This window comes from Streptomyces sp. NPDC048473, assembly GCF_043200155.1.
GTDB lineage: Bacteria > Actinomycetota > Actinomycetes > Streptomycetales > Streptomycetaceae > Streptomyces.
The window spans coordinates 198151-216086 of sequence record NZ_JBICXE010000004.1 but is presented as its reverse complement, the minus strand read 5'-3'; the positions used below and the strand labels follow the sequence as shown (position 1 = coordinate 216086).

The 17936-nt window shown below is 67.3% G+C and carries 18 protein-coding genes; 10 read left to right on the top strand and 8 right to left on the bottom strand.

Going from position 1 to position 17936, the window contains the following annotated elements; all coding sequences use genetic code 11:
* Positions 1–24: 24 nt before the first annotated feature.
* Complete coding sequence (locus tag ACGFU7_RS09495; RefSeq protein ID WP_393693948.1) at positions 25–933, top strand: sensor histidine kinase; 909 nt, start codon at positions 25–27, stop codon at positions 931–933.
* Here the strand turns inward: ACGFU7_RS09495 and ACGFU7_RS09490 are convergent.
* The gene (locus ACGFU7_RS09490; protein WP_393693947.1) at positions 867–1340 is read right to left on the bottom strand and encodes a hypothetical protein; all 474 of its coding nucleotides are present in this window, start codon (positions 1338–1340) and stop codon (positions 867–869) included. The two genes, ACGFU7_RS09495 and ACGFU7_RS09490, sit on opposite strands and share 67 nt — an antisense overlap.
* Between ACGFU7_RS09490 and ACGFU7_RS09485 the strand changes: the two genes are divergently transcribed.
* Complete coding sequence (locus tag ACGFU7_RS09485; protein ID WP_393693945.1) at positions 1339–1701, top strand: hypothetical protein; 363 nt, start codon at positions 1339–1341, stop codon at positions 1699–1701. The two genes, ACGFU7_RS09490 and ACGFU7_RS09485, sit on opposite strands and share 2 nt — an antisense overlap.
* 307 nt (positions 1702–2008) lie before the next feature.
* On the opposite strand, the gene ACGFU7_RS09480 is transcribed toward ACGFU7_RS09485, so the two are convergent.
* Positions 2009–2743, bottom strand: coding sequence for a DUF5324 family protein (locus tag ACGFU7_RS09480; RefSeq protein ID WP_393693943.1), 735 nt, complete (start codon positions 2741–2743; stop codon positions 2009–2011).
* A 409-nt stretch (positions 2744–3152) separates the two neighbouring features.
* Here ACGFU7_RS09480 and ACGFU7_RS09475 point away from each other — a divergent pair, with 409 nt between their 5' ends.
* On the top strand, positions 3153–3680 hold the full coding sequence (locus ACGFU7_RS09475) for a peptidylprolyl isomerase (protein WP_393693941.1): 528 nt from the start codon (positions 3153–3155) through the stop codon (positions 3678–3680).
* A 163-nt stretch (positions 3681–3843) separates the two neighbouring features.
* Positions 3844–4746, top strand: coding sequence for a rhomboid family intramembrane serine protease (locus ACGFU7_RS09470; protein WP_393693939.1), 903 nt, complete (start codon positions 3844–3846; stop codon positions 4744–4746).
* A gap of 303 nt (positions 4747–5049) precedes the next feature.
* On the opposite strand, the gene crgA is transcribed toward ACGFU7_RS09470, so the two are convergent.
* A complete protein-coding gene (crgA, locus tag ACGFU7_RS09465; RefSeq protein ID WP_265543105.1) occupies positions 5050–5304 on the bottom strand; it encodes a cell division protein CrgA in 255 nt (84 codons plus the stop codon).
* Between the two features lie 141 nt (positions 5305–5445).
* On the opposite strand from crgA, the gene ACGFU7_RS09460 reads away from it, so the two are divergent.
* Genes ACGFU7_RS09460 through ACGFU7_RS09435 form a run of 6 tightly spaced genes read left to right on the top strand, consistent with a single transcriptional unit; the run spans position 5446 to position 10019 of the window.
* The gene (locus ACGFU7_RS09460) at positions 5446–6213 is read left to right on the top strand and encodes a DUF881 domain-containing protein (RefSeq protein ID WP_393693937.1); all 768 of its coding nucleotides are present in this window, start codon (positions 5446–5448) and stop codon (positions 6211–6213) included.
* 26 nt (positions 6214–6239) lie between these two features.
* On the top strand, positions 6240–6938 hold the full coding sequence (locus tag ACGFU7_RS09455; RefSeq protein WP_393693936.1) for a class E sortase: 699 nt from the start codon (positions 6240–6242) through the stop codon (positions 6936–6938).
* A 56-nt stretch (positions 6939–6994) separates the two neighbouring features.
* On the top strand, positions 6995–7177 hold the full coding sequence (locus ACGFU7_RS09450; protein ID WP_393693935.1) for a hypothetical protein: 183 nt from the start codon (positions 6995–6997) through the stop codon (positions 7175–7177).
* Positions 7174–7812 carry an aminodeoxychorismate/anthranilate synthase component II gene (locus ACGFU7_RS09445; RefSeq protein ID WP_393693933.1) on the top strand — a complete coding sequence of 213 codons (639 nt, stop codon included), beginning with the start codon at positions 7174–7176 and terminating at the stop codon, positions 7810–7812. The genes ACGFU7_RS09450 and ACGFU7_RS09445 overlap by 4 nt, the downstream gene beginning before the upstream one ends.
* The gene (locus ACGFU7_RS09440; RefSeq protein ID WP_393693931.1) at positions 7809–9263 is read left to right on the top strand and encodes a class E sortase; all 1455 of its coding nucleotides are present in this window, start codon (positions 7809–7811) and stop codon (positions 9261–9263) included. Before ACGFU7_RS09445 ends, ACGFU7_RS09440 begins: the two co-directional genes overlap by 4 nt.
* A gap of 27 nt (positions 9264–9290) precedes the next feature.
* Positions 9291–10019 (top strand): class E sortase, encoded by a 729-nt coding sequence (locus tag ACGFU7_RS09435; protein ID WP_393693929.1) that lies wholly within the window; start codon positions 9291–9293, stop codon positions 10017–10019.
* A gap of 132 nt (positions 10020–10151) precedes the next feature.
* Here the strand turns inward: ACGFU7_RS09435 and ACGFU7_RS09430 are convergent, their stop codons facing one another.
* From ACGFU7_RS09430 to ACGFU7_RS09410, 5 genes are all read right to left on the bottom strand, one after another.
* Entirely contained in the window at positions 10152–11189 is a 1038-nt protein-coding gene (locus ACGFU7_RS09430) for a restriction endonuclease (protein WP_393693927.1), read from the bottom strand.
* 215 nt (positions 11190–11404) lie between these two features.
* The gene (pknB, locus tag ACGFU7_RS09425) at positions 11405–13387 is read right to left on the bottom strand and encodes a Stk1 family PASTA domain-containing Ser/Thr kinase (RefSeq protein WP_393693926.1); all 1983 of its coding nucleotides are present in this window, start codon (positions 13385–13387) and stop codon (positions 11405–11407) included.
* Between the two features lie 167 nt (positions 13388–13554).
* Positions 13555–15012 carry a penicillin-binding transpeptidase domain-containing protein gene (locus ACGFU7_RS09420; RefSeq protein WP_393693924.1) on the bottom strand — a complete coding sequence of 486 codons (1458 nt, stop codon included), beginning with the start codon at positions 15010–15012 and terminating at the stop codon, positions 13555–13557.
* The gene (locus ACGFU7_RS09415) at positions 15009–16409 is read right to left on the bottom strand and encodes an FtsW/RodA/SpoVE family cell cycle protein (protein WP_393693922.1); all 1401 of its coding nucleotides are present in this window, start codon (positions 16407–16409) and stop codon (positions 15009–15011) included. The genes ACGFU7_RS09420 and ACGFU7_RS09415 overlap by 4 nt, the downstream gene beginning before the upstream one ends.
* 23 nt (positions 16410–16432) lie before the next feature.
* A complete protein-coding gene (locus tag ACGFU7_RS09410; protein WP_393693920.1) occupies positions 16433–17929 on the bottom strand; it encodes a Stp1/IreP family PP2C-type Ser/Thr phosphatase in 1497 nt (498 codons plus the stop codon).
* Positions 17930–17936 lie beyond the last annotated feature (7 nt).

Genomic DNA, 17936 nt, shown 5'->3' with positions numbered 1-17936 from the left:
GACCAGCTGCGTGAGACCGTCACCGTGCTGCGCGACGAGCCCCATACAAAAGCCAGTCCGCCCGCGGCCGACAGCGTCGAGGAACTTCTGGGCCGTGCGGTCGCCTCCGGCGTCCCGGTGCGGTGGGAGCGCAACGGCCCCCTGCCCGCACTGTCACCACTGATCGAACGCGGCGTATACCGGGTGGTGCAGGAGGCACTCACCAACGCCACCAAACACGCCCCGGGCAGCACCGTGCGGGTGAGCATCACCCACGACAGCGACCGTATCCACATCCGGATCGTCAACTCCGAGCCCCCCGCGGGCCCGTTGCCCGGCATAGTGGCGGGCAACCGTGGCCTGGCAGGACTGCGGGAGAGGGGAACGGTCCTCGGCGGCTCACTGCGGACCGGCCCGTACGAGGGCGGCTTCCAGGTGAGCGCCACCCTGCCGCACCATGCGACGGCGAAACCGACGCCACGGGCCCTGCCCGAAGACACCACCCGACCCCTCCCCACGAACGGCACGGAGGACACCGGCGCAGAAGACACGGCCACTGGCGCCGCACCCGAATCGGCGCGCCGACTGGCTCACATACGGCGCAGCGCCCGTTGGCGTTTCGCTGCCGTCTTCGCGGTCCCCACCGGGGCAGCGGTGATCTTCCTGCCCGCCGTCGCGTATCTGGCCTACCAACTGGCCACCAGTGTGCTGCCGCCGTCCCGCTGCGAGGAGCTGCGCGTCGGCCGGCCACGCACCGAAATCGCACACCTCCTTCCGCCACGCCCCTTCCCCTATCCCCCCGACGATGCGCGCTCGGCGCCCCGGCCGCCCGGGACCACCTGCGAGTTCTACCGCTCGAACGGCAACCTCCTGGACCAGGTCGATCTCTACCGCCTGTGTTTCTCCGGCTCCAGACTGGTCGCCAAAGACACGCTCGATACGGGGACGGAGTAGTCCCCAGCGGGTTTGCAGGGCATGTATGCGAGCGGATCCCGGGACGGTGCTGTCACCTGGGGCCGAAGCTCTCCCCTGCGATGAGCAGGCGGTACCCGTAGTCCACGCTTTCCTTGTCGAGCAGGTTGGCATGACGGCGCCGCCAGGCAGTGGGCGATCTGGCAGCCGTCGGTGAAGTCGTGCGGGATGGGGAAGGGCAGCATCGTATGCGCGTCGAGCGCCTCGGCGACTTCGGACATGGCGGTGAAGCGGGCGTACTCCAGCTCACGGATCTCCGGCAGGTACTCCTCAAGCAGCCACAGCTCCGGCCGGTGGACTGGATGCCAGGTGAACACCGCCTGACCGCGCGCGACGCGACGCAGTTCACTCAGCCCGCGGCGCACATCCGGCCAGTGGTGGACGGTCATGACCGCCATGGCCGCGTCGAAGGAGCTCCGGGAACGGCAGGCGCTCAGCGCAGGCCTTCACCTTCCTGAGCCCCGGTCGACGGATCTGGGGACGCCCATTCCCAGCAGGGAATTGTCGCTGCCCGCGCCGTTCATGAGCATCGTCGGCATGGACATCGGTGTACTGCCTCCGACCGGAACCGCCCGGTGGGGCGCAGCCGACGATGCCCGCGAGCTGGTCGCCATCGGCCGCCTGGCCGAACACTTGGGTTGTTCCTCGCTCTTCGTCAACGACTTCCTGGTCAGCCCGCACATCGAGGCGCTGACGATGCCGAACCGTGCTGCGTCCGGACTGCCTGCCGATACTCTTTCCGCAGCATGAGCCTTGGGTTTGCGCAAATGCGGATCGCACGTGCAGTCAGCTCTGAATGTAGGCCCTTGCTGGCGGCTACTCGTTGCTTTCGCAACGATTTTCGGTGCTGTGCCCACGAGTGGGCACAGATCTCTCGCGGAGGCGGACCGAGGAGGACGGAGCCGGATCGAGAAGGGCGTAAAAGTCCGGTTCTTCGATAAATCGCAGGTGAGAAGCTCTCAGTTTCGGGTTCGAATCTCCTGGGCTCGACAGGTGACAGAACGGGCGCCGGAAGACCGCAGGGTCTTCCGGCGCCCGTTCGTCGTGCGGGGGCTGTTCAGCGGCGGTCGTCGAGATCGGTGCCGTCCACACCTTCCGGGCCGTCCGTCCCCTTGCTCTCCGCCTCGGCCTGCTTGGCCTGGACGTCCGGGTCGAGCGAGGTGGGACCGCTGCCGTCGACCGAGGACAGTGGTGCGCGGTCGGAGACCTCCGTGGGGGCGGGCGGTTCGACCAGCCAGTCCGGGTTGGCCTGCTTGTCCCACCACCTCCAGGCGGCGTAGGCGCCGCCCGCCACGATGCCGGCCACGACGAACCCCTTGAACAGCCGCCCGGCCTTCGCCCGCCGCTCGTGCTTTCTGGCCAGCTGCCTGATCTCCTTCGCAGTGACCTGCCCGCGCAGCGCGGCCAGCGCGGCGGCACTGCGGGCCGAGGCCTCCTCGGCCACGGGCTGGGCGACCGCCATCGCGTGCCCGACGCGCGGCACGGTGTAGTCCGCGGCGGTACGGGCGGCCCGGCGGGTGCGGAGCGCGGCGCGCTGGGCGGCCTCGTCGACCCTGGGGGGCACATGAGCGCGGGCCAGTTCGATACGTGGTGCGAGATGCGCGTCGTATTGGACGCGGGCCTGCTGGGCTGCCTTCGACACCTTCGGCGCGAGCCGCGTGCGGGCCTCGCACGCAAGATGTGCGGCTTGGTCCTTGGCCGTGTCGGCGTAGGGCGCCACCACTTCTGCGGCGTGCTGCACGCTGTCCTTCGCCGAGTCGGTTGCGGCGCGCACGCTGTCGATGCGGGTCACGGGATCCTCCTCCTTGGTGGCGGGTGGATACTCCGCCTTTCCACCCACTTCGAGATCATGCCTGCCGGAGGCCTGTATGGCATGCGGGGCAGGCATCCGGGTCATTCAGGTCATCAGTGGCGCCTTCGGGCAATGTGGTGCAAGGGGAGCTTGCCGACGACAATGCCATGGTTCGGTTCAGCCCGCGCCGGTTCGTCACGCACTTGGCCGCATTTGTTCCTGCGGGGAGCGGCACGCAAGGGTTTCGGGGATGCCATGGGCGAGCGGGGGCGAAAACGGCCTCGGCGCACGGGGCGCGCAATCGGGCAAGAAGGTGAGCGAAGTGCGTTGGTGGTGGCGGCCGGGCGCCGGAGCTGACGGTCCGTGCGAGGATCGGTGAACGTCACTGAAGACTTACGGAAGGCAGATCGTGGCTGAGCAGCTTTACGCCACCTTGAAGACCAATCAGGGCGACATCGAGATCCGGCTTCTGCCGAACCACGCGCCCAAGACGGTCAAGAACTTCGTCGAGCTCGCCAAGGGCGAGCGTGAGTGGACGCATCCCGAGACCGGCAAGAAGTCCACGGACAGGCTGTACGACGGCACCGTCTTCCACCGTGTCATCAGCGGCTTCATGATCCAGGGCGGCGACCCGCTGGGCAACGGCACCGGTGGCCCGGGGTACGAGTTCGGAGACGAGTTCCACCCTGACCTCAGCTTCAACAAGCCGTACCTGCTGGCCATGGCCAACGCCGGCCCGGGCACCAACGGCTCGCAGTTCTTCGTGACTGTCTCGCCGACCGCCTGGCTGACCGGCAAGCACACCATCTTCGGTGAGGTCGTCGACCCCGCCAGCCAGAAGGTCGTGGACGCCATCGCGGCCGCCAAGACCAACTCCCGCACCGACCGTCCGCTGCAGGACGTCGTGATCGAGTCGGTCGTCATCGAGAACCGATGATCACCAGTGGTCATCAGATGATCACGGTCTGACCGTCTTTTCGGGTCCCCCGGGAACCAACCGCCCTGCTCGTCCGTACTTGTTACATAGCGGACGAGCAGGGCTGCGTTGTGCGTGCTGCCGCCACGACGAGCACCGAGGGGACCGGGAAGTGATGGGACCGATGGACCAGCAGCCGCCGGGAGACCAGGACCGGTCCGCCGCCACGGACGGCTCGCTCAGCTGCTACCGCCACCCCGGTCGTGGGACGCACATCCGCTGCACCCGCTGCGACCGCCCGATCTGCCCCGCGTGTATGGTCAACGCCTCGGTCGGCTTCCAGTGCCCGGACTGCGTCCGCCAGGGATCCGGTACGGGACACGGCCCGGCCGCCAACCAGCCGCGCACCGTCGCAGGCGGCAGCATCACGGCCGACCCCCGGCTCATCACCAAGATCCTTCTCGGCATCAATGTCGCCGTGTACATCGCCGTGCTGGCGAAGGGCAATGCGCTGGTCGACGAGCTGGTGCTGCTCGGCCGCGCCACGACCCACTTCGGCGGTCCGCTGGAAGGCGTCGCCGAGGGCCAGTGGTACCGGCTGGTGACGTCGATGTTCCTGCATCAGGAGATGTGGCACATCGTGTTCAACATGCTGGGGCTGTGGTGGCTCGGAGGGCCGCTGGAGGCGGCGCTCGGCCGGGCCCGCTACCTCACGCTCTACATGCTCTCGGGCCTGGCGGGCGGCGCCCTCACCTACTGGCTCTCCGCACCCGTACAGGGCTCGCTCGGAGCCTCCGGAGCGATCTTCGGCCTGCTGGGCGCCACTGCCGTGCTCATGCGCCGGCTCAACTACGACATGCGCCCGGTCTTCGTGCTTCTCGCGGTGAACCTGGTCATCACCTTCAACCCCTGGGGCGGAATCGCCTGGCAGGCACATGTCGGCGGTCTGATCGCGGGCACGCTGATCGCGATCGGCATGGTGCACGCACCCCGCGAGCGGCGCGCGCTGGTGCAGTACGGCACCTGCGCCCTGGTCCTGGTGGCTGTGGTCGCCGTCGTCATCGCCAGAACAGCCGCGCTGACCTGAGCGGACGCCGTTCCCCGGGCGTTCCCTGGGGTGTTTCGTCGGTCAGTTGTCCACAGCGAGTGCCGGATCTTGTGCATTCCGTGGGAACAACTGTGCCCCTTGTCGCTGAGCTGGGTTTTTCCAGCAGAGACAAGGGGCGTGCCATCCCTCGATGAGGGAGGCTGCAGTCACATCGGCGTCAACAGCCAGGGAGTTATCCACAGATCGTCTGACCTTTTCCCCCGCCTGTGGATAACGCTGTGGGTAACTCGGGGGAAGGGTTGCAGGACCGGGCCCTGCTGTGGGATTACGTGCCCTGCGGCACTACTTCCACTGCGTGGAGACACCGAAGCCACCGGCGATGAAACCGAAGCCGACGACGATGTTCCAGTTCCCCAGCGACTTGATCGGCAGATCGCCGTCGGTCACATAGAAAACGACGATCCAGGCCAGACCGATGAGGAAGAGCGCCAGCATCACCGGCGCCACCCAGCTGCGGCTGGTCAGCTTTATGTTGGTTGCCTGCTTCGCCGGAGGGGGCGTGAAGTCGGCCTTCTTGCGGATACGTGACTTCGGCACGAGGAACTCTCCTGTCGATGCGCTGCGTGACCGCGCAGGGAACTGTGGCTGGCGCCGGGGCAGGGCGCGAGGGGGAATGCTGCCTCCCCCGGGCGTCCGTTAGCGTAGTGCTTCCGTGGCGCCGAAGGAGATAAGGGTACGTTGAGCAATTCTGCCGACTCCCCCCAAGGACCGGTCCGGCGCGTCTTCCGGCACCCGGTCCGGGTGCTCACCGCTGCCGTCTTCGCCCTTGCCGGACTGATCTTCGTCACCAGCGCCAACACGGCCAAGGGCACCAACATCCGCACCGACTCCTCGCTGCTGAAGCTCTCCGACCTCATCCAGCAGCGCAGCGGCAAGAACGCCCAGCTGGACGAGACCAACGCAGCCGTGCGCGAGGACATCGACACCCTCGTCCGGCGCGACGACGGCAGCACCAAGGCGGAGGACGCCCGGCTCAAGGAGCTGGAGCGGGCCGCGGGCACCACAAAGATCACCGGTCGGTCCGTGGCCGTCACACTCGACGACGCCCCGCCCAACGCCACGGCCAACCCCGGATACCCCGACCCGCAACCCAATGACCTGGTCATTCACCAGCAGGACCTGCAGGCGGTCGTCAACGCCCTCTGGCAGGGCGGTGCCCGGGGCATCCAGGTCATGGACCAGCGGCTGATCTCCACCAGCGCGGTGCGCTGCGTCGGCAACACCCTGATCCTCCAGGGCCGGGTCTACTCCCCGCCGTACAAGATCACCGCAGTCGGTGACCCCGCCGAGCTCAGGCAGGCGCTCGACAACTCCCCGGCGATCAACAACTACCTGCTGTATGTGAAGGCGTACGGGCTCGGCTGGAAAGTCGACGAGCACGAGGCGGTGACTCTTCCCGGCTACTCGGGCACAGTGGATCTCCACTATGCGGAGCCGGTGAAGTAGCGAGCAGCTGTGGGGAGGCCGACGAGGTGTCGGTGCGACTGATCGTGAGGACGTTCAGCGAACTCTGCATCACCGTCGGAGCCCTGATCGTGCTCTTTGTGGTGTACGTACTGTTCTGGACCGGAGTGAAGGCCGCCGGCGCGACCGAAGGACAGATCGACGCCCTGCGCGATCAGTGGGCGCAGGGAACGGTGTCCGCACCCGCGCCGCACACATCCCCGACGCCCGCGGCGCCCCCAGCCCCCGCGGCGTACCGGGACGGTAAGCCGTTCGCGATGCTGTACATACCCCGCTTCGGCAAGGGCTGGGAGTGGCCCGTCCTGGAGAACACCGAGGTCAGGACCTTGCAGAAGGGGCTCGGTCACTACACCGGGACCGCCGGCCTCGGCGCTACCGGCAATTTCGCGGTGGCCGGACACCGTCGCACATACGGAGATCCGTTCAAGGACTTCCCCAGGCTGCGCCCGGGAGACGCGGTGGTGCTGACGGACGGGACGACGTGGTTCACGTACCGCATCGACAAGAAGCCCTACCGGACCGTGCCGAGCGACATCGGGGTCATCGACCCCGTCCCCCGCAAGTCCGGCTTCGACGGGCCCGGCCGCTATCTGACGCTGACCACCTGCGACCCCGAATGGGGCAGCAGCCACCGGCTGATCGCCTGGGCGCACCTCGATGCGACCCAGCCTGTGACCGACGGCAAGCCGGCAGCTTTCCACAGCTGACCCACGCTCCTGCCTCGGCCCTTTAGTCTGGTCCCGTACCGAATGGAGGGGACAGCATGTACGGCTGGATCTGGCGGCATCTGCCGGGCAACGTATGGGTGCGTGCGCTCATCTCGCTCGTGCTGGCGCTGGCTGTCGTCTACGCGCTTTTCCAGTACGTCTTCCCGTGGGCGGAGCCGCTGCTTCCGTTCGGCGACGTGACGGTTGACGGCTCGACCGGAACGGGGGCCGGCCAGTGAGTGCCCGCATCCTTGTCGTGGACAACTACGACAGCTTTGTCTTCAACCTCGTCCAGTACCTCTACCAGCTCGGCGCCGAGTGCGAAGTGCTGCGCAACGACGAGGTGACCACGGCACACGCCCAGGACGGCTTCGACGGCGTGCTGCTGTCACCCGGCCCCGGCACCCCGGAGCAGGCAGGTGTCTGCGTCGAGATGGTGCGCCACTGCGCGGCGACGGGCGTTCCGATCTTCGGGGTCTGCCTCGGGATGCAGTCGATGGCGGTGGCGTACGGCGGTGTGGTGGACCGCGCTCCGGAGCTGCTGCACGGCAAGACCTCGCTGGTGACCCATGAGGGCACCGGGGTCTTCGCCGGTCTGCCGTCCCCCTTCACCGCGACCCGCTACCACTCGCTCGCCGCCGAACCCGACACGGTTCCGCCGGAGCTGGAGGTGACGGCGTGGACCGCCGACGGCATCATCATGGGGCTGCGCCACCGTGAACTGGCGGTGGAGGGTGTGCAGTTCCACCCTGAGTCGGTGCTGACCGAGCACGGCCATCTGATGCTGGCCAACTGGCTGGCACAGTGCGGCGACACAGGAGCCGTCGCGAGGTCGGCGGGGCTCGCGCCGGTGGTGGGCAAGGCCGTCGCGTGACCACACTCCGCCCCGAACACGACGCCGGACAGGACGGCCCGTACGAGCAAGGAGCGTACGAGGCCGCAGGCGCGTTCGAGGCGGCGGTCGACCAGCTGGCGGATCCGCTGAACGATCCACTGCCGGGGCAGCATGCCTCGCCGTGGTTCCGGGCGGGCAATGCCCTGCCGGAGGAGCCGGGGGCGGGGCAGGAGCAGGACCAGAAGCAGGGGCGGGGGCTGCACCGGGCGCCGGATCGGCCGCCGCCGGCACAGACGCAGGCGCAGGCGCCACAAGGGGCGCAGAGGCCCGAGGAGAACCCGCGGGAGTGGTACGACCCCGAGGGGTTCGAACGGGACTGGTACGGGCAGCAGACGCCCGCACAGACGCCCGCACAGACGCCCGTACCGACGCCCGAGTCAACGCGCCGGGCGCAGCCTGTCACCCGTCCCTTCCCGCTCGACGACGAGACGGTCGGTCTGCGGACGGCGGACACCCGGCGCCTGGTCGACCAGGCGGTGACGATCAGGCAGCCGAATTCCGGGCCGGAGCCGGTGCCGAAGTCGGAGCCGGGTTCGGGGTCGGCGAGCGATGCGGAGAGCTTCGCGGAACCGGGCACGGGGCCCGAGAAGGCCGATCCGGAACCACGCACCGGAGGCCGCGCCGAGCGCCGACGCGCCGCCAAGGGGCACGGCCGTCGGCGTGTCGAACCGCAGCCGGAGACAACGGCGTCGGCCGCGGCGCCGGCCGCGAAGCCGATGTCACGCGTCGAGGCACGGCGTGCGGCGCGCGCGGCCAAGGACAGCCCGGCCGTTGTCGCCAGCCGGGTCGCCGGGGAGCTGTTCATCACCCTCGGCGTCCTGATGCTGCTGTTCGTGACGTATCAGCTGTGGTGGACGAATGTGCGCGCCGACCAGTACGCCGGCAAGGAGACGCACAAGATCCAGGACGACTGGGCGAAGGGTGACCGTAATCCCGGTGTGTTCGAAGCGGGGCAGGGATTCGCCATCATCCACATCCCCAAACTGGACGTGGTCGCTCCGATCGCCGAGGGCACCAGCAAGGAGAAGGTCCTCGACCGGGGCATGGTCGGCCACTACGGCGAGGGCACGCTCCGCACCGCGATGCCGTCGGCCAAACAGGGTAACTTCGCGCTGGCGGGCCACCGCAACACGCACGGCGAACCGTTCCGCTACATCAACCGGCTGAGCCCCGGTGACCTGATCGTGGTCGAGACGCAGGATGCGTACTACACGTACGAGGCGACGAGGACCCTTCCGCAGACATCGCCGTCCAATGTCTCGGTGATCGGCCCGGTGCCGCCCGGTTCGGGGTTCACCGGGCCGGGCCGATACATCACTCTGACGACCTGTACGCCGGAATTCACGAGTACGTACCGTTTGATCGTCTGGGGCAAGATGGTCGACGAACGACCGCGCAGCAAGGGGAAGCCCGACGCGCTCGTCGGCTGAAACATCATCACGACAGGGACGGGTGCGGTGACAGCGAGGACCGAGCACGAAGAGCGAATCGGTGAGTCCGCGCCCCCGCCACGGCGCAGCGGCCGCCATCCCGTCGCGACCGCGGTCAGTGTTTTCGGTGAACTGCTGATCACCGCGGGCCTGGTGCTGGGGCTCTTCGTCGTCTACTCCCTCTGGTGGACGAATGTGCTCGCCGATCGCGAGGCCACCAAACAGGGCCACACCATCCGCGACCGCTGGGCGGGCGGACCGGGTGCGCTGGACACCAAGGACGGCATCGGCTTCCTGCACGTTCCGTCGATGAAGAACGGCGAGGTGCTGGTCAAGAAGGGTACCGACACCGAGAACCTCAACGACGGAATCGCGGGTTACTACACGGACCCGGTGAAGTCGGCTCTCCCCTGGGACAAGAAGGGCAACTTCACCCTGGCGGCACACCGCGACGGGCACGGTGCCAAGTTCCACAACATCGACAAGGTGAAGACGGGGGACGCGGTCGTTTTCGAGACCAAGGACACCTGGTACGTCTACAAGGTCTTCAAGGAGCTTCCCGAGACGTCGAAGTACAACGTCGATGTACTGCAGGCGGTGCCGAAGGGATCGGGAACGAAGAAGCCCGGCCGCTACATCACGTTGACGACCTGCACGCCGGTCTATACGTCGAAGTATCGCTACATCGTGTGGGGCGAGCTGGTGCGTACGGAGAAGGTGGACAAGGACCGTACGAAGCCGGCGGAGCTGCGCTGAGACTGGGACCGAGGTCCCAGGAGGACCTCAGTTGTCCTGGCTTCACGAAGCCGGCCCATAGGATGGCGAAGGCCCGAAGCCGCAACTTCCTTTTGCGGCTTCGGGCCTTTCGCGTCTACGGGTTGCTGTCGGCTATTGCAGGATCGGTAGCGTTACTCCGGCGCTCCACTTTTCGAGGCGGGCACGGTCGACGAGGGTGATGCCGTAGGTCTCGGCGATGGCGCGTGCGTCGGGTGTGAAGGAGGTCGTGGCGACGAAGAGAGCCACATCGGCCCCGTGCTGGACGAAAGAGGCGCCGAGGAACTTCTGCAGCTCGCTGCTCCACACCGGACGGTAGGGCGCGAAGCTCTTGCACTGCACGACGATGCTGCGGCCGTCCGCGGTCACTGCTGTGACATCCACACCTCGGTCGCCGGGGCCGCCGTGCACCACGACGTCCGTGCAGCCGTCGCGGCGGAGCAGTACGGCGACGTGGTGCTCGAACTCCCGCCAGTTCATGGCATCGATGGACGCCATGATTCCGGTGTAGGGGCGCGGGCCCTGGGCGTGCTCAAGGTGCCTGAGCCGTTGGTGGTGGTTGCAGAGCTTCCGCTCGACCTTCTCGACGTCGTCCCGGAGCGAGATCAGCTCCTTGCGATGCTCGCCGGAGGCCTCGATGAGGGCGTTGAACATGGGGACGACGGTCTTGCCGAGGATGTGGGTAATGCGTCGGTCGATGCGGTCGTCGAGGGACTCCGGCCCCCTGTGGACAGAGTTGTCCACAGGTTGAGTCCGTGCCACGTACTCCATGTCGAGCAGGTACGTACGCACCTGACGTGCGACTTCGCTGTCCCGGAGAAGCATGGCGACGTTGAGTACCGTCCGTCGGGAGAAGACTGCGATCGCCCGTGAACGTGACTGAATTCCACAGGCCCCCTTGAAGAGGGCCAGTCGCGTGCCTGTCAGAACCTGGAGGCCATTGGAGTCCAGCTCCTCCCTGTGGTCCTCCATAACGGACTCAAGGGTCTTCACGGTCACCTCGAAGTACACCGCGACCATCGCCGTGGTCACGTGCATGCCGTCCGGCAGCAGCGAGAGTGCCTTGACCTTGTCGAGCACCTCTGTCCGGCCGGCGACGTCATTGCGCAGAGACCTCGACTCCAGCAGTACTGCATCGTTGACCACGTTCATGCCCTCTCGGCTCGTCTCGGATGTCGGTGCGAGCTGGGGGGTGGGGCCTGAACCCCACGTCACCCCCATCGGTCCAACGATTCAGGACATATGAAGACACGATCGGTTTACGACCGCATGTGCGGTATGTGGGCAGGAGGCATCGCGGGCGGACACAGCAAAGGGCCCCGGTCACCGTTGCGGTGCCGGGGCCCGATGGGTGGTGCGGTTCGGGGTCAGCGTTGTGAGCCGGTCTGGCCGCCGAAGATGTTGCCGTTTCCGCCGCCCGGCAGGGTCTGGACGTTGACCGCGCTGTTCTTGTCGACCTGCTGGCCCACTCCGGGCTGGTAGGTGACAACCGTTGCGTTGTCGTCATTCGGTCCCTGCACCTGGCCGAGCTGCAGACCTGCCTGGGCCAGCAGGGCCTTCGCCTCCGCGAGGGTCTTGCCCTGCAGGTCGGGAACCGTGGCCTTCTCCGGCTGCTGCGGACCCTTCGAGACCGTCAGCACGATCTGGGCGGTCAGCGGCTGCATCGAGTTGGCGGGCGGAGTCTGGTCGGTCACCACGTTCGCGGGCTTCTCGGAATCGACGTCGGTCCTGGAGATGTTCTTGAAGCCCAGGGCGTTGAGCTGAGTCACCGCGGCATCGTAATCCCGGTCGGTCACGGGCGGCACCTGCTGGGTGGCCTGCTTGGCGACCGTGATCGTGACCTCGGAGTTCTTCTCGGCCTTCGTGCCGCCCTCGGGGTCCTGCTTGGTGACCGTACCCGGGGTCTTGTCGGACTCGACCGCGGTGACGTTCACCGTGAAGCCCTTGTCCTCAAGGTCCTTACGGGCGGTCGCCTCGGTCTTCTCCACGACGTCCGGGACCTCGACCTTCGGCGCACCGGTGGAGACGACGACCGTGACGATCTCCTTCTCCGCCATCGTGCCGTCCGCGGTCGGGGTCTGGCTGCAGATCTTGTTCTTGGGCTGCTCCTCGCAGGGTTCGCGCGAGCCGACCTTGAGGACGACGCCGGCGTTGTCCGCGAGTCGCTGTGCTCCCTTCACGGTCGAGCCGACCATGTTCGGCACATCGACCTTGCCGCTGTTGCGGTTGGAGTCGCTGAACACCGACCGGCCGATCAGGATCGCGCCGATGAGCACCAGGATGCCCGCGACGATCAGCAGGATCGTCGAGGTGTTGCTCTTCTTCTGGCGGCGGCGGTCCGGGCGGTCGTCATAGCCGTAGCCGCCGTCGTCCGGGCTGACCGGGGGCAGCATGGACGTGGGCGCGCCGTTCTGGTCCGCGGCGCGCAGTGCGGTGGTGGGCTGGTCGTTGCCGTATCCGTCGTAGCCGCCGTAACCGGGCGCACCCATCGCCGCGGTGGCGGCGACCGGCCGGCCGTCGAGGCAGGCCTCGATATCGGCGCGCATCTCGTCGGCCGACTGGTAGCGGTAGTCGGGGTCCTTGACCAGGGCCTTCAACACGATCGCGTCCATCTCGGGCGTGATCTCGGGGTCGAAGTTGCTGGGCGTCTGCGGCTCTTCCCGTACGTGCTGGTAGGCAACCGCGACGGGTGAGTCCCCGATGAACGGTGGCCGGACCGTCAGCAGCTCGTAGAGCAGGCAGCCGGTCGAGTACAGGTCGGAACGCGCGTCGACCTGCTCGCCCTTGGCCTGCTCCGGGGAGAGGTACTGGGCGGTGCCGATCACGGCCGAGGTCTGGGTCATCGTCATACCGGAGTCGCCCATGGCGCGGGCGATGCCGAAGTCCATGACCTTGACCTGGCCGGTGCGCGTCAGCATGACGTTCGCCGGCTTGATGTCGCGGTGGACGATGCCTGCGCGGTGCGAGTACTCCAGCGCCTGGAGGATGCCGACGGTCATCTCGAGGGTGCGCTCGGGCAGCAGTCTGCGGCCGGAGTGCAGAAGTTCCCTGAGCGTCGACCCGTCGACGTACTCCATCACGATGTACGGGATGGAGACCCCGTCGACGTAATCCTCACCGGTGTCGTAGACAGCGACGATCGCCGGGTGATTGAGCGAGGCGGCGGACTGGGCCTCACGGCGGAACCGGGCCTGGAAGGACGGGTCGCGGGCCAGATCGGCCCGCAGCGTCTTCACAGCTACGGTGCGGCCGAGCCGGGTGTCGTGTGCGAGGTAGACCTCGGCCATGCCACCACGGCCGAGCACCGAGCCCAGCTCGTACCGGCCGCCGAGGCGACGCGGCTCTTCCATAACTGTTCCAGCCCTCTCCGTCAGTCCCGACCGCACCGGTGTGCGGTCCGGCGGTGTGCTGCTCGCGCATACGCTACCGGCCGCGCACTACCTGATCGGCCCGGAGTCCGGACCTGATATCTGACCGGTATCCCAATGTGCAGATATGGCACCCGATGTGATGGGCATCACTTCTTGCTGTCGATGACAGCCTTCATTACAGCCTGTGCGATCGGGGCGGCCAGACCGCCACCGGAGATGTCGTCGCGGTTGGCCTGGCCGTCCTCGACAACCACGGCGACGGCGACCGGGGAGCCGCTGTCGGTCTTGGCGTACGAGATGAACCAGGCGTACGGCTTCTCGCTGTTGTTCAGACCGTGCTGGGCCGTACCCGTCTTGCCGCCGACGGTGACATTGGGGATCTTGGCCCGCTGCCCCGTGCCGGTCTCGACGACGGTCTGCATCATCTGCTGGAGCTTCTGGGCGTTCTCACCCGAGAGGGGCTGGCTGAGCTGTTCCTTCTCGTGGGTGTAGATCACGTCCAGGTTGGGGGCCTGGCGCTCGGCGACCATGTACGGCTGCATCAGCTTGCCGTCGTTGGCGACCGCGGCGGCGACCATCGCCATCTGCAGCGGGGTGGCGCGGTTGGACGCCTGGCCGATGCCGGCCATGGCGTTCTGCGGGCGGTTGTCCTTGGGGTAGATGCTGGCGTCGGTCCGTACCGGAGTGAAGATGTCCTTGTTGAAGCCGAACTTGTTGGCCTCGTCGATCATCTTCTGGTTGCCGAGGTCATCACTGATCTTGCCGAAGACGGTGTTGCAGGACCACCGCAGCGCTTCCCGCAGCGAGGCGTTCTCACACGGGATGTTGCCCTCGTTCTCCAGATTGCCGGTGGTCAGCGGGAGCCGGTAGGGCAGCGGCGACTTGGTGGGCTCGTCGATGCTGGTGTACAGCCCGTTCTCCAGCGCAGCCGCGGCGGTGACGACCTTGAAGGTAGAGCCCGGCGGGTAGGTCTCGCGCAATGCCCGGTTGAGCATCGGCTTGTCCTTGTCCTTCAGGAGCTGCTGCCGAGCATCCGCGTCCTTGAGGGAATTGCCCGCGAAGACCGAGGGGTCGTACGAGGGGGTGCTGACCAGGGCCAGGATGGCGCCGGTCTGCGGGTCGATCGCGGCTACGGCACCCTTCTTGTCGCCGAGCCCTTTGAAGGCAGCCTTCTGGGCGGCGCCGTTGAGGGTCGTGACGATGTTGCCGCCGGTCTTCTTCTCGCCGTTGAAGAGAGACAGCGTGCGGTCGAAGAACAACTGATCGCTGTTGCCGGTGAGGATTCCGTCCTCGATGCTCTCCAACTGCGATGCATCGAACGCCTGCGAGGAGTAGCCGGTCACGGGGGCCCACATGGGGCCGTTCTTCCAGACCCTCTTGTACTTGAAGTCGCTGCCCTTGGTCTCGACGGACCCGGTGACGGGGTTCCCGTCGACGATGATGTTGCCGCGCTCGTGTGCGTACCGCTCGATCTGGACGCGGCGGTTGTGCTCGTTCGCGTTCAGTTCGTCGGCACGCACGTACTGGAGCCAGTTGACACGGACCAGGAGAGCGAGGACGAGCAGCCCGCAGAAGATCGCGATCCTTCGAAGGGGCTTGTTCACGGTCGGACCACCTGGGTCATCTCGGCGTCGGGTGATGGGGCTGGGGCCGGTGCGGGACGGCGCGCGGTGTCGCTGATGCGGAGCAGGATGCCGATCAGGGCCCAGTTGGCGATCACTGACGATCCGCCTGCCGCGACGAACGGCATGGTCATACCGGTCAGCGGAATGAGTCCCATCACGCCGCCGGCAACGACGAAGACCTGAATGGCGAAGGAGCCGGAGAGCCCGATCGCGAGGAGCTTGCCGAAGGGGTCGCGGGCGGCGAGGGCGGTACGGACACCGCGCTCGACGATCAGACCGTAGACAAGGAGGATGGCCATCATTCCGGCGAGGCCGAGCTCCTCGCCGACGGTGGCGAGGATGAAGTCGGAGTTGGCGGCGAAGCCGATCAGGTCGGAGTTGCCCTGGCCGAGCCCGGTGCCGAGGGTGCCGCCGGAGCCGAACGCCATCAGGGACTTGGCCATCTGCTCGCTGGCGGCCAGCTTGCCCCATCCGGCGAATGGGTCGAGCCAGGCGGTGACACGCTGCTGGACGTGCGGTTCGAATGTGGCCACACCGACGGCGCCGGCTGCGGACATCAGCAGACCGAAGACGATCCAACTGGTGCGCTCGGTGGCGACGTACAGCATGACGACGAACATGCCGAAGAACAGCAGGGACGAGCCCAGATCGGTCTCGAAGACCAGGATGAGGATCGAGAAGGCCCAGACCATGAGGATCGGCCCGAGGTCCCTGCCCCGCGGCAGATAGAGGCCCATGAAGCGGCGGCTGGCCAGGGCCAGCGCGTCGCGCTTGACCATGAGATAGCCGGCGAAGAACACCGCAATGATGATCTTGGCGAACTCCCCTGGCTGGAGCGTTCCGACGCCGGGGATCTTGATCCAGATCTTGGCACCGTTCACCGCGGGGAAGAACATCGGAAGGATCAGGAGGAACAGCGCCACCAGCATGGAGATGTAGGTGTAGCGCTGCAGAATGCGGTGGTCCTTGAGGGCCACCAGGACGACGATCAGCAGTGCGACGCCCACTGCCGAGAACAGCAGTTGCTTGGAGGCGGCGGGCGCGAAGTTCGGGGTTGCCTGGAACCGTTCGGACTGGTCCAGACGCCAGATGATGGCCAGTCCCAGCCCGTTCAGTAGCGTCGCCAGTGGCAGCAGCAGCGGGTCCGCGTACGGGGCGAACCTGCGGACGGCGAGGTGGCCGATGCCGCCGAGCAGGGCGAGCCCGAGCCCGTATCCGAGCATGCCGGAGGGCAGTTCGCCGTTGAGCGCGAGGCCCACGTTGGCGTACGCGAACACCGAGATGAACACGGCGAAGAGAAGCAGCACCAGCTCGGTGTTGCGGCGGCTCGGTGCGTCGATCGCGCCGATCGTGGTCGTGTTGGTGACAACGCTCATGGTGCTGAAGGCCCCCTACGGCTTTACTGCTTACCGCACTGCGGGACCAGCTTTTTCTCTTCCTCCGAGAGGCTGGGACCAGGAGTGGGAGTCGCTGCGGTCGGCTTGGTCTTGGTGGCATCGGACGTGCCGGATGTCTTGGTGGCGTCCGAGCCCGTACCACTGGCTTGGCCCTCGTCGGAGCGGGCTTTCTCGGCCGCGCGTCGCTGGGCGTCCTTCTTGCAGGCGGATGCCTGGACGGCGAGTTCGCCGATCTTCTCGCGTGCGGCGGTGAGGTTGCCCTCGGCGATGGTCGCCTCGACCTGCTTGCGCTGGTAGGGCGGGAGGTACTTGAGTTCGATCTCGGGGTGGTCCTTCTCGACCTTCGAGAGCGAGACCCAGGCCAGGTCCTGGCCGATGCCGCGGAACAGCGCGACGTGTTCGCTCTTCGCGCCTACATAGAACTGGTTCTGGGTCCAGCGGTAGCCGCCGTAGAGGCCGCCGCCGATGACAGCGAGCGCGAGCACGACGTAGAAGGACCTCTTGAGCCACTTGCGGCCGCCGCCGGGCTTGATGAAGTCGTCGTCGGTGTACGCGTCGAAGGAGCCGTCCGGCATTCCGCCGTAGCCGCCGCCGTCGCCGCTTCCGGGCGGGCCGAAGCCGCCTGCGGGCGGCGGGACGGGGCGGCCGAGGCCGGCCGCTCGTCCGGCGGGGGTCTGCATGGCGCTGCCGTCGTTCAGCTGGGCGGCCTGGTTCTCGGCGACCGCGCCGACGATGACCGGCGTGTCGTTGAGCTGTGCGGCCAGGGTGTCGTTGCTGTCGACGTCGAGGACGTCGGCGACGATGCAGGTGATGTTGTCCGGGCCGCCGCCGCGCAGGGCGAGCTGGATCAGCTCCTGGATGGTCTCCTGGGGGCCCTGGTAGCTGGCGAGGGTCTCTTCCATCGTCTGGTGGGAGACGACGCCGGAGAGCCCGTCGGAGCAGATCAGATAGCGGTCGCCGACCCGGACCTCACGGATGGAGAGATCGGGTTCGACGTGGTCGCCACTGCCCAGCGCACGCATCAGAAGGGCGCGCTGCGGGTGGGTGGTGGCCTCTTCCTCGGTGATCCGGCCCTCGTCGACCAGCCGCTGCACCCAGGTGTGGTCCTGGGTGATCTGGGTGAGTACGCCGTCGCGCAGCAGGTACGCGCGGGAGTCGCCGACATGGACGAGACCGAGGCGCTGGCCGGTCCAGAGCAGGGCGGTGAGCGTGGTGCCCATGCCCTCCAGCTGGGGGTCCTCCTCGACCATCATGCGCAGTTGGTCGTTGGCCCGCTGGACCGCCGTGCTGAGCGAAGTGAGGATGTCCGAGCCCGGGACGTCGTCGTCGAGCTGGACAAGTGTGGAGATCACCTCGGAGCTGGCGACCTCGCCGGCTGCCTGGCCGCCCATGCCGTCGGCGATGGCGAGAAGGCGCGGACCGGCATAGCCGGAGTCCTCGTTGCCTTCCCGGATCATGCCCTTGTGCGATCCGGCGGCGAAGCGCAGGGAAAGACTCATGCGCACC

Bases quoted from the DNA above. Each gene is read 5' to 3' on its own strand.
- ACGFU7_RS09490 (WP_393693947.1), bottom strand. From the start codon at position 1,340: ATGACCGTCCACCACTGGCCGGATGTGCGCCGCGGGCTGAGTGAACTG.
- pknB (WP_393693926.1), bottom strand. From the start codon at position 13,387: ATGGAAGAGCCGCGTCGCCTCGGCGGCCGGTACGAGCTGGGCTCGGTG.
- ACGFU7_RS09430 (WP_393693927.1), bottom strand. From the start codon at position 11,189: ATGAACGTGGTCAACGATGCAGTACTGCTGGAGTCGAGGTCTCTGCGC.
- ACGFU7_RS09485 (WP_393693945.1), top strand. From the start codon at position 1,339: ATGACCGCCATGGCCGCGTCGAAGGAGCTCCGGGAACGGCAGGCGCTC.
- ACGFU7_RS09470 (WP_393693939.1), top strand. From the start codon at position 3,844: ATGGACCAGCAGCCGCCGGGAGACCAGGACCGGTCCGCCGCCACGGAC.
- ACGFU7_RS09415 (WP_393693922.1), bottom strand. From the start codon at position 16,409: ATGAGCGTTGTCACCAACACGACCACGATCGGCGCGATCGACGCACCG.
- ACGFU7_RS09450 (WP_393693935.1), top strand. From the start codon at position 6,995: ATGTACGGCTGGATCTGGCGGCATCTGCCGGGCAACGTATGGGTGCGT.
- ACGFU7_RS09410 (WP_393693920.1), bottom strand. From the start codon at position 17,929: ATGAGTCTTTCCCTGCGCTTCGCCGCCGGATCGCACAAGGGCATGATC.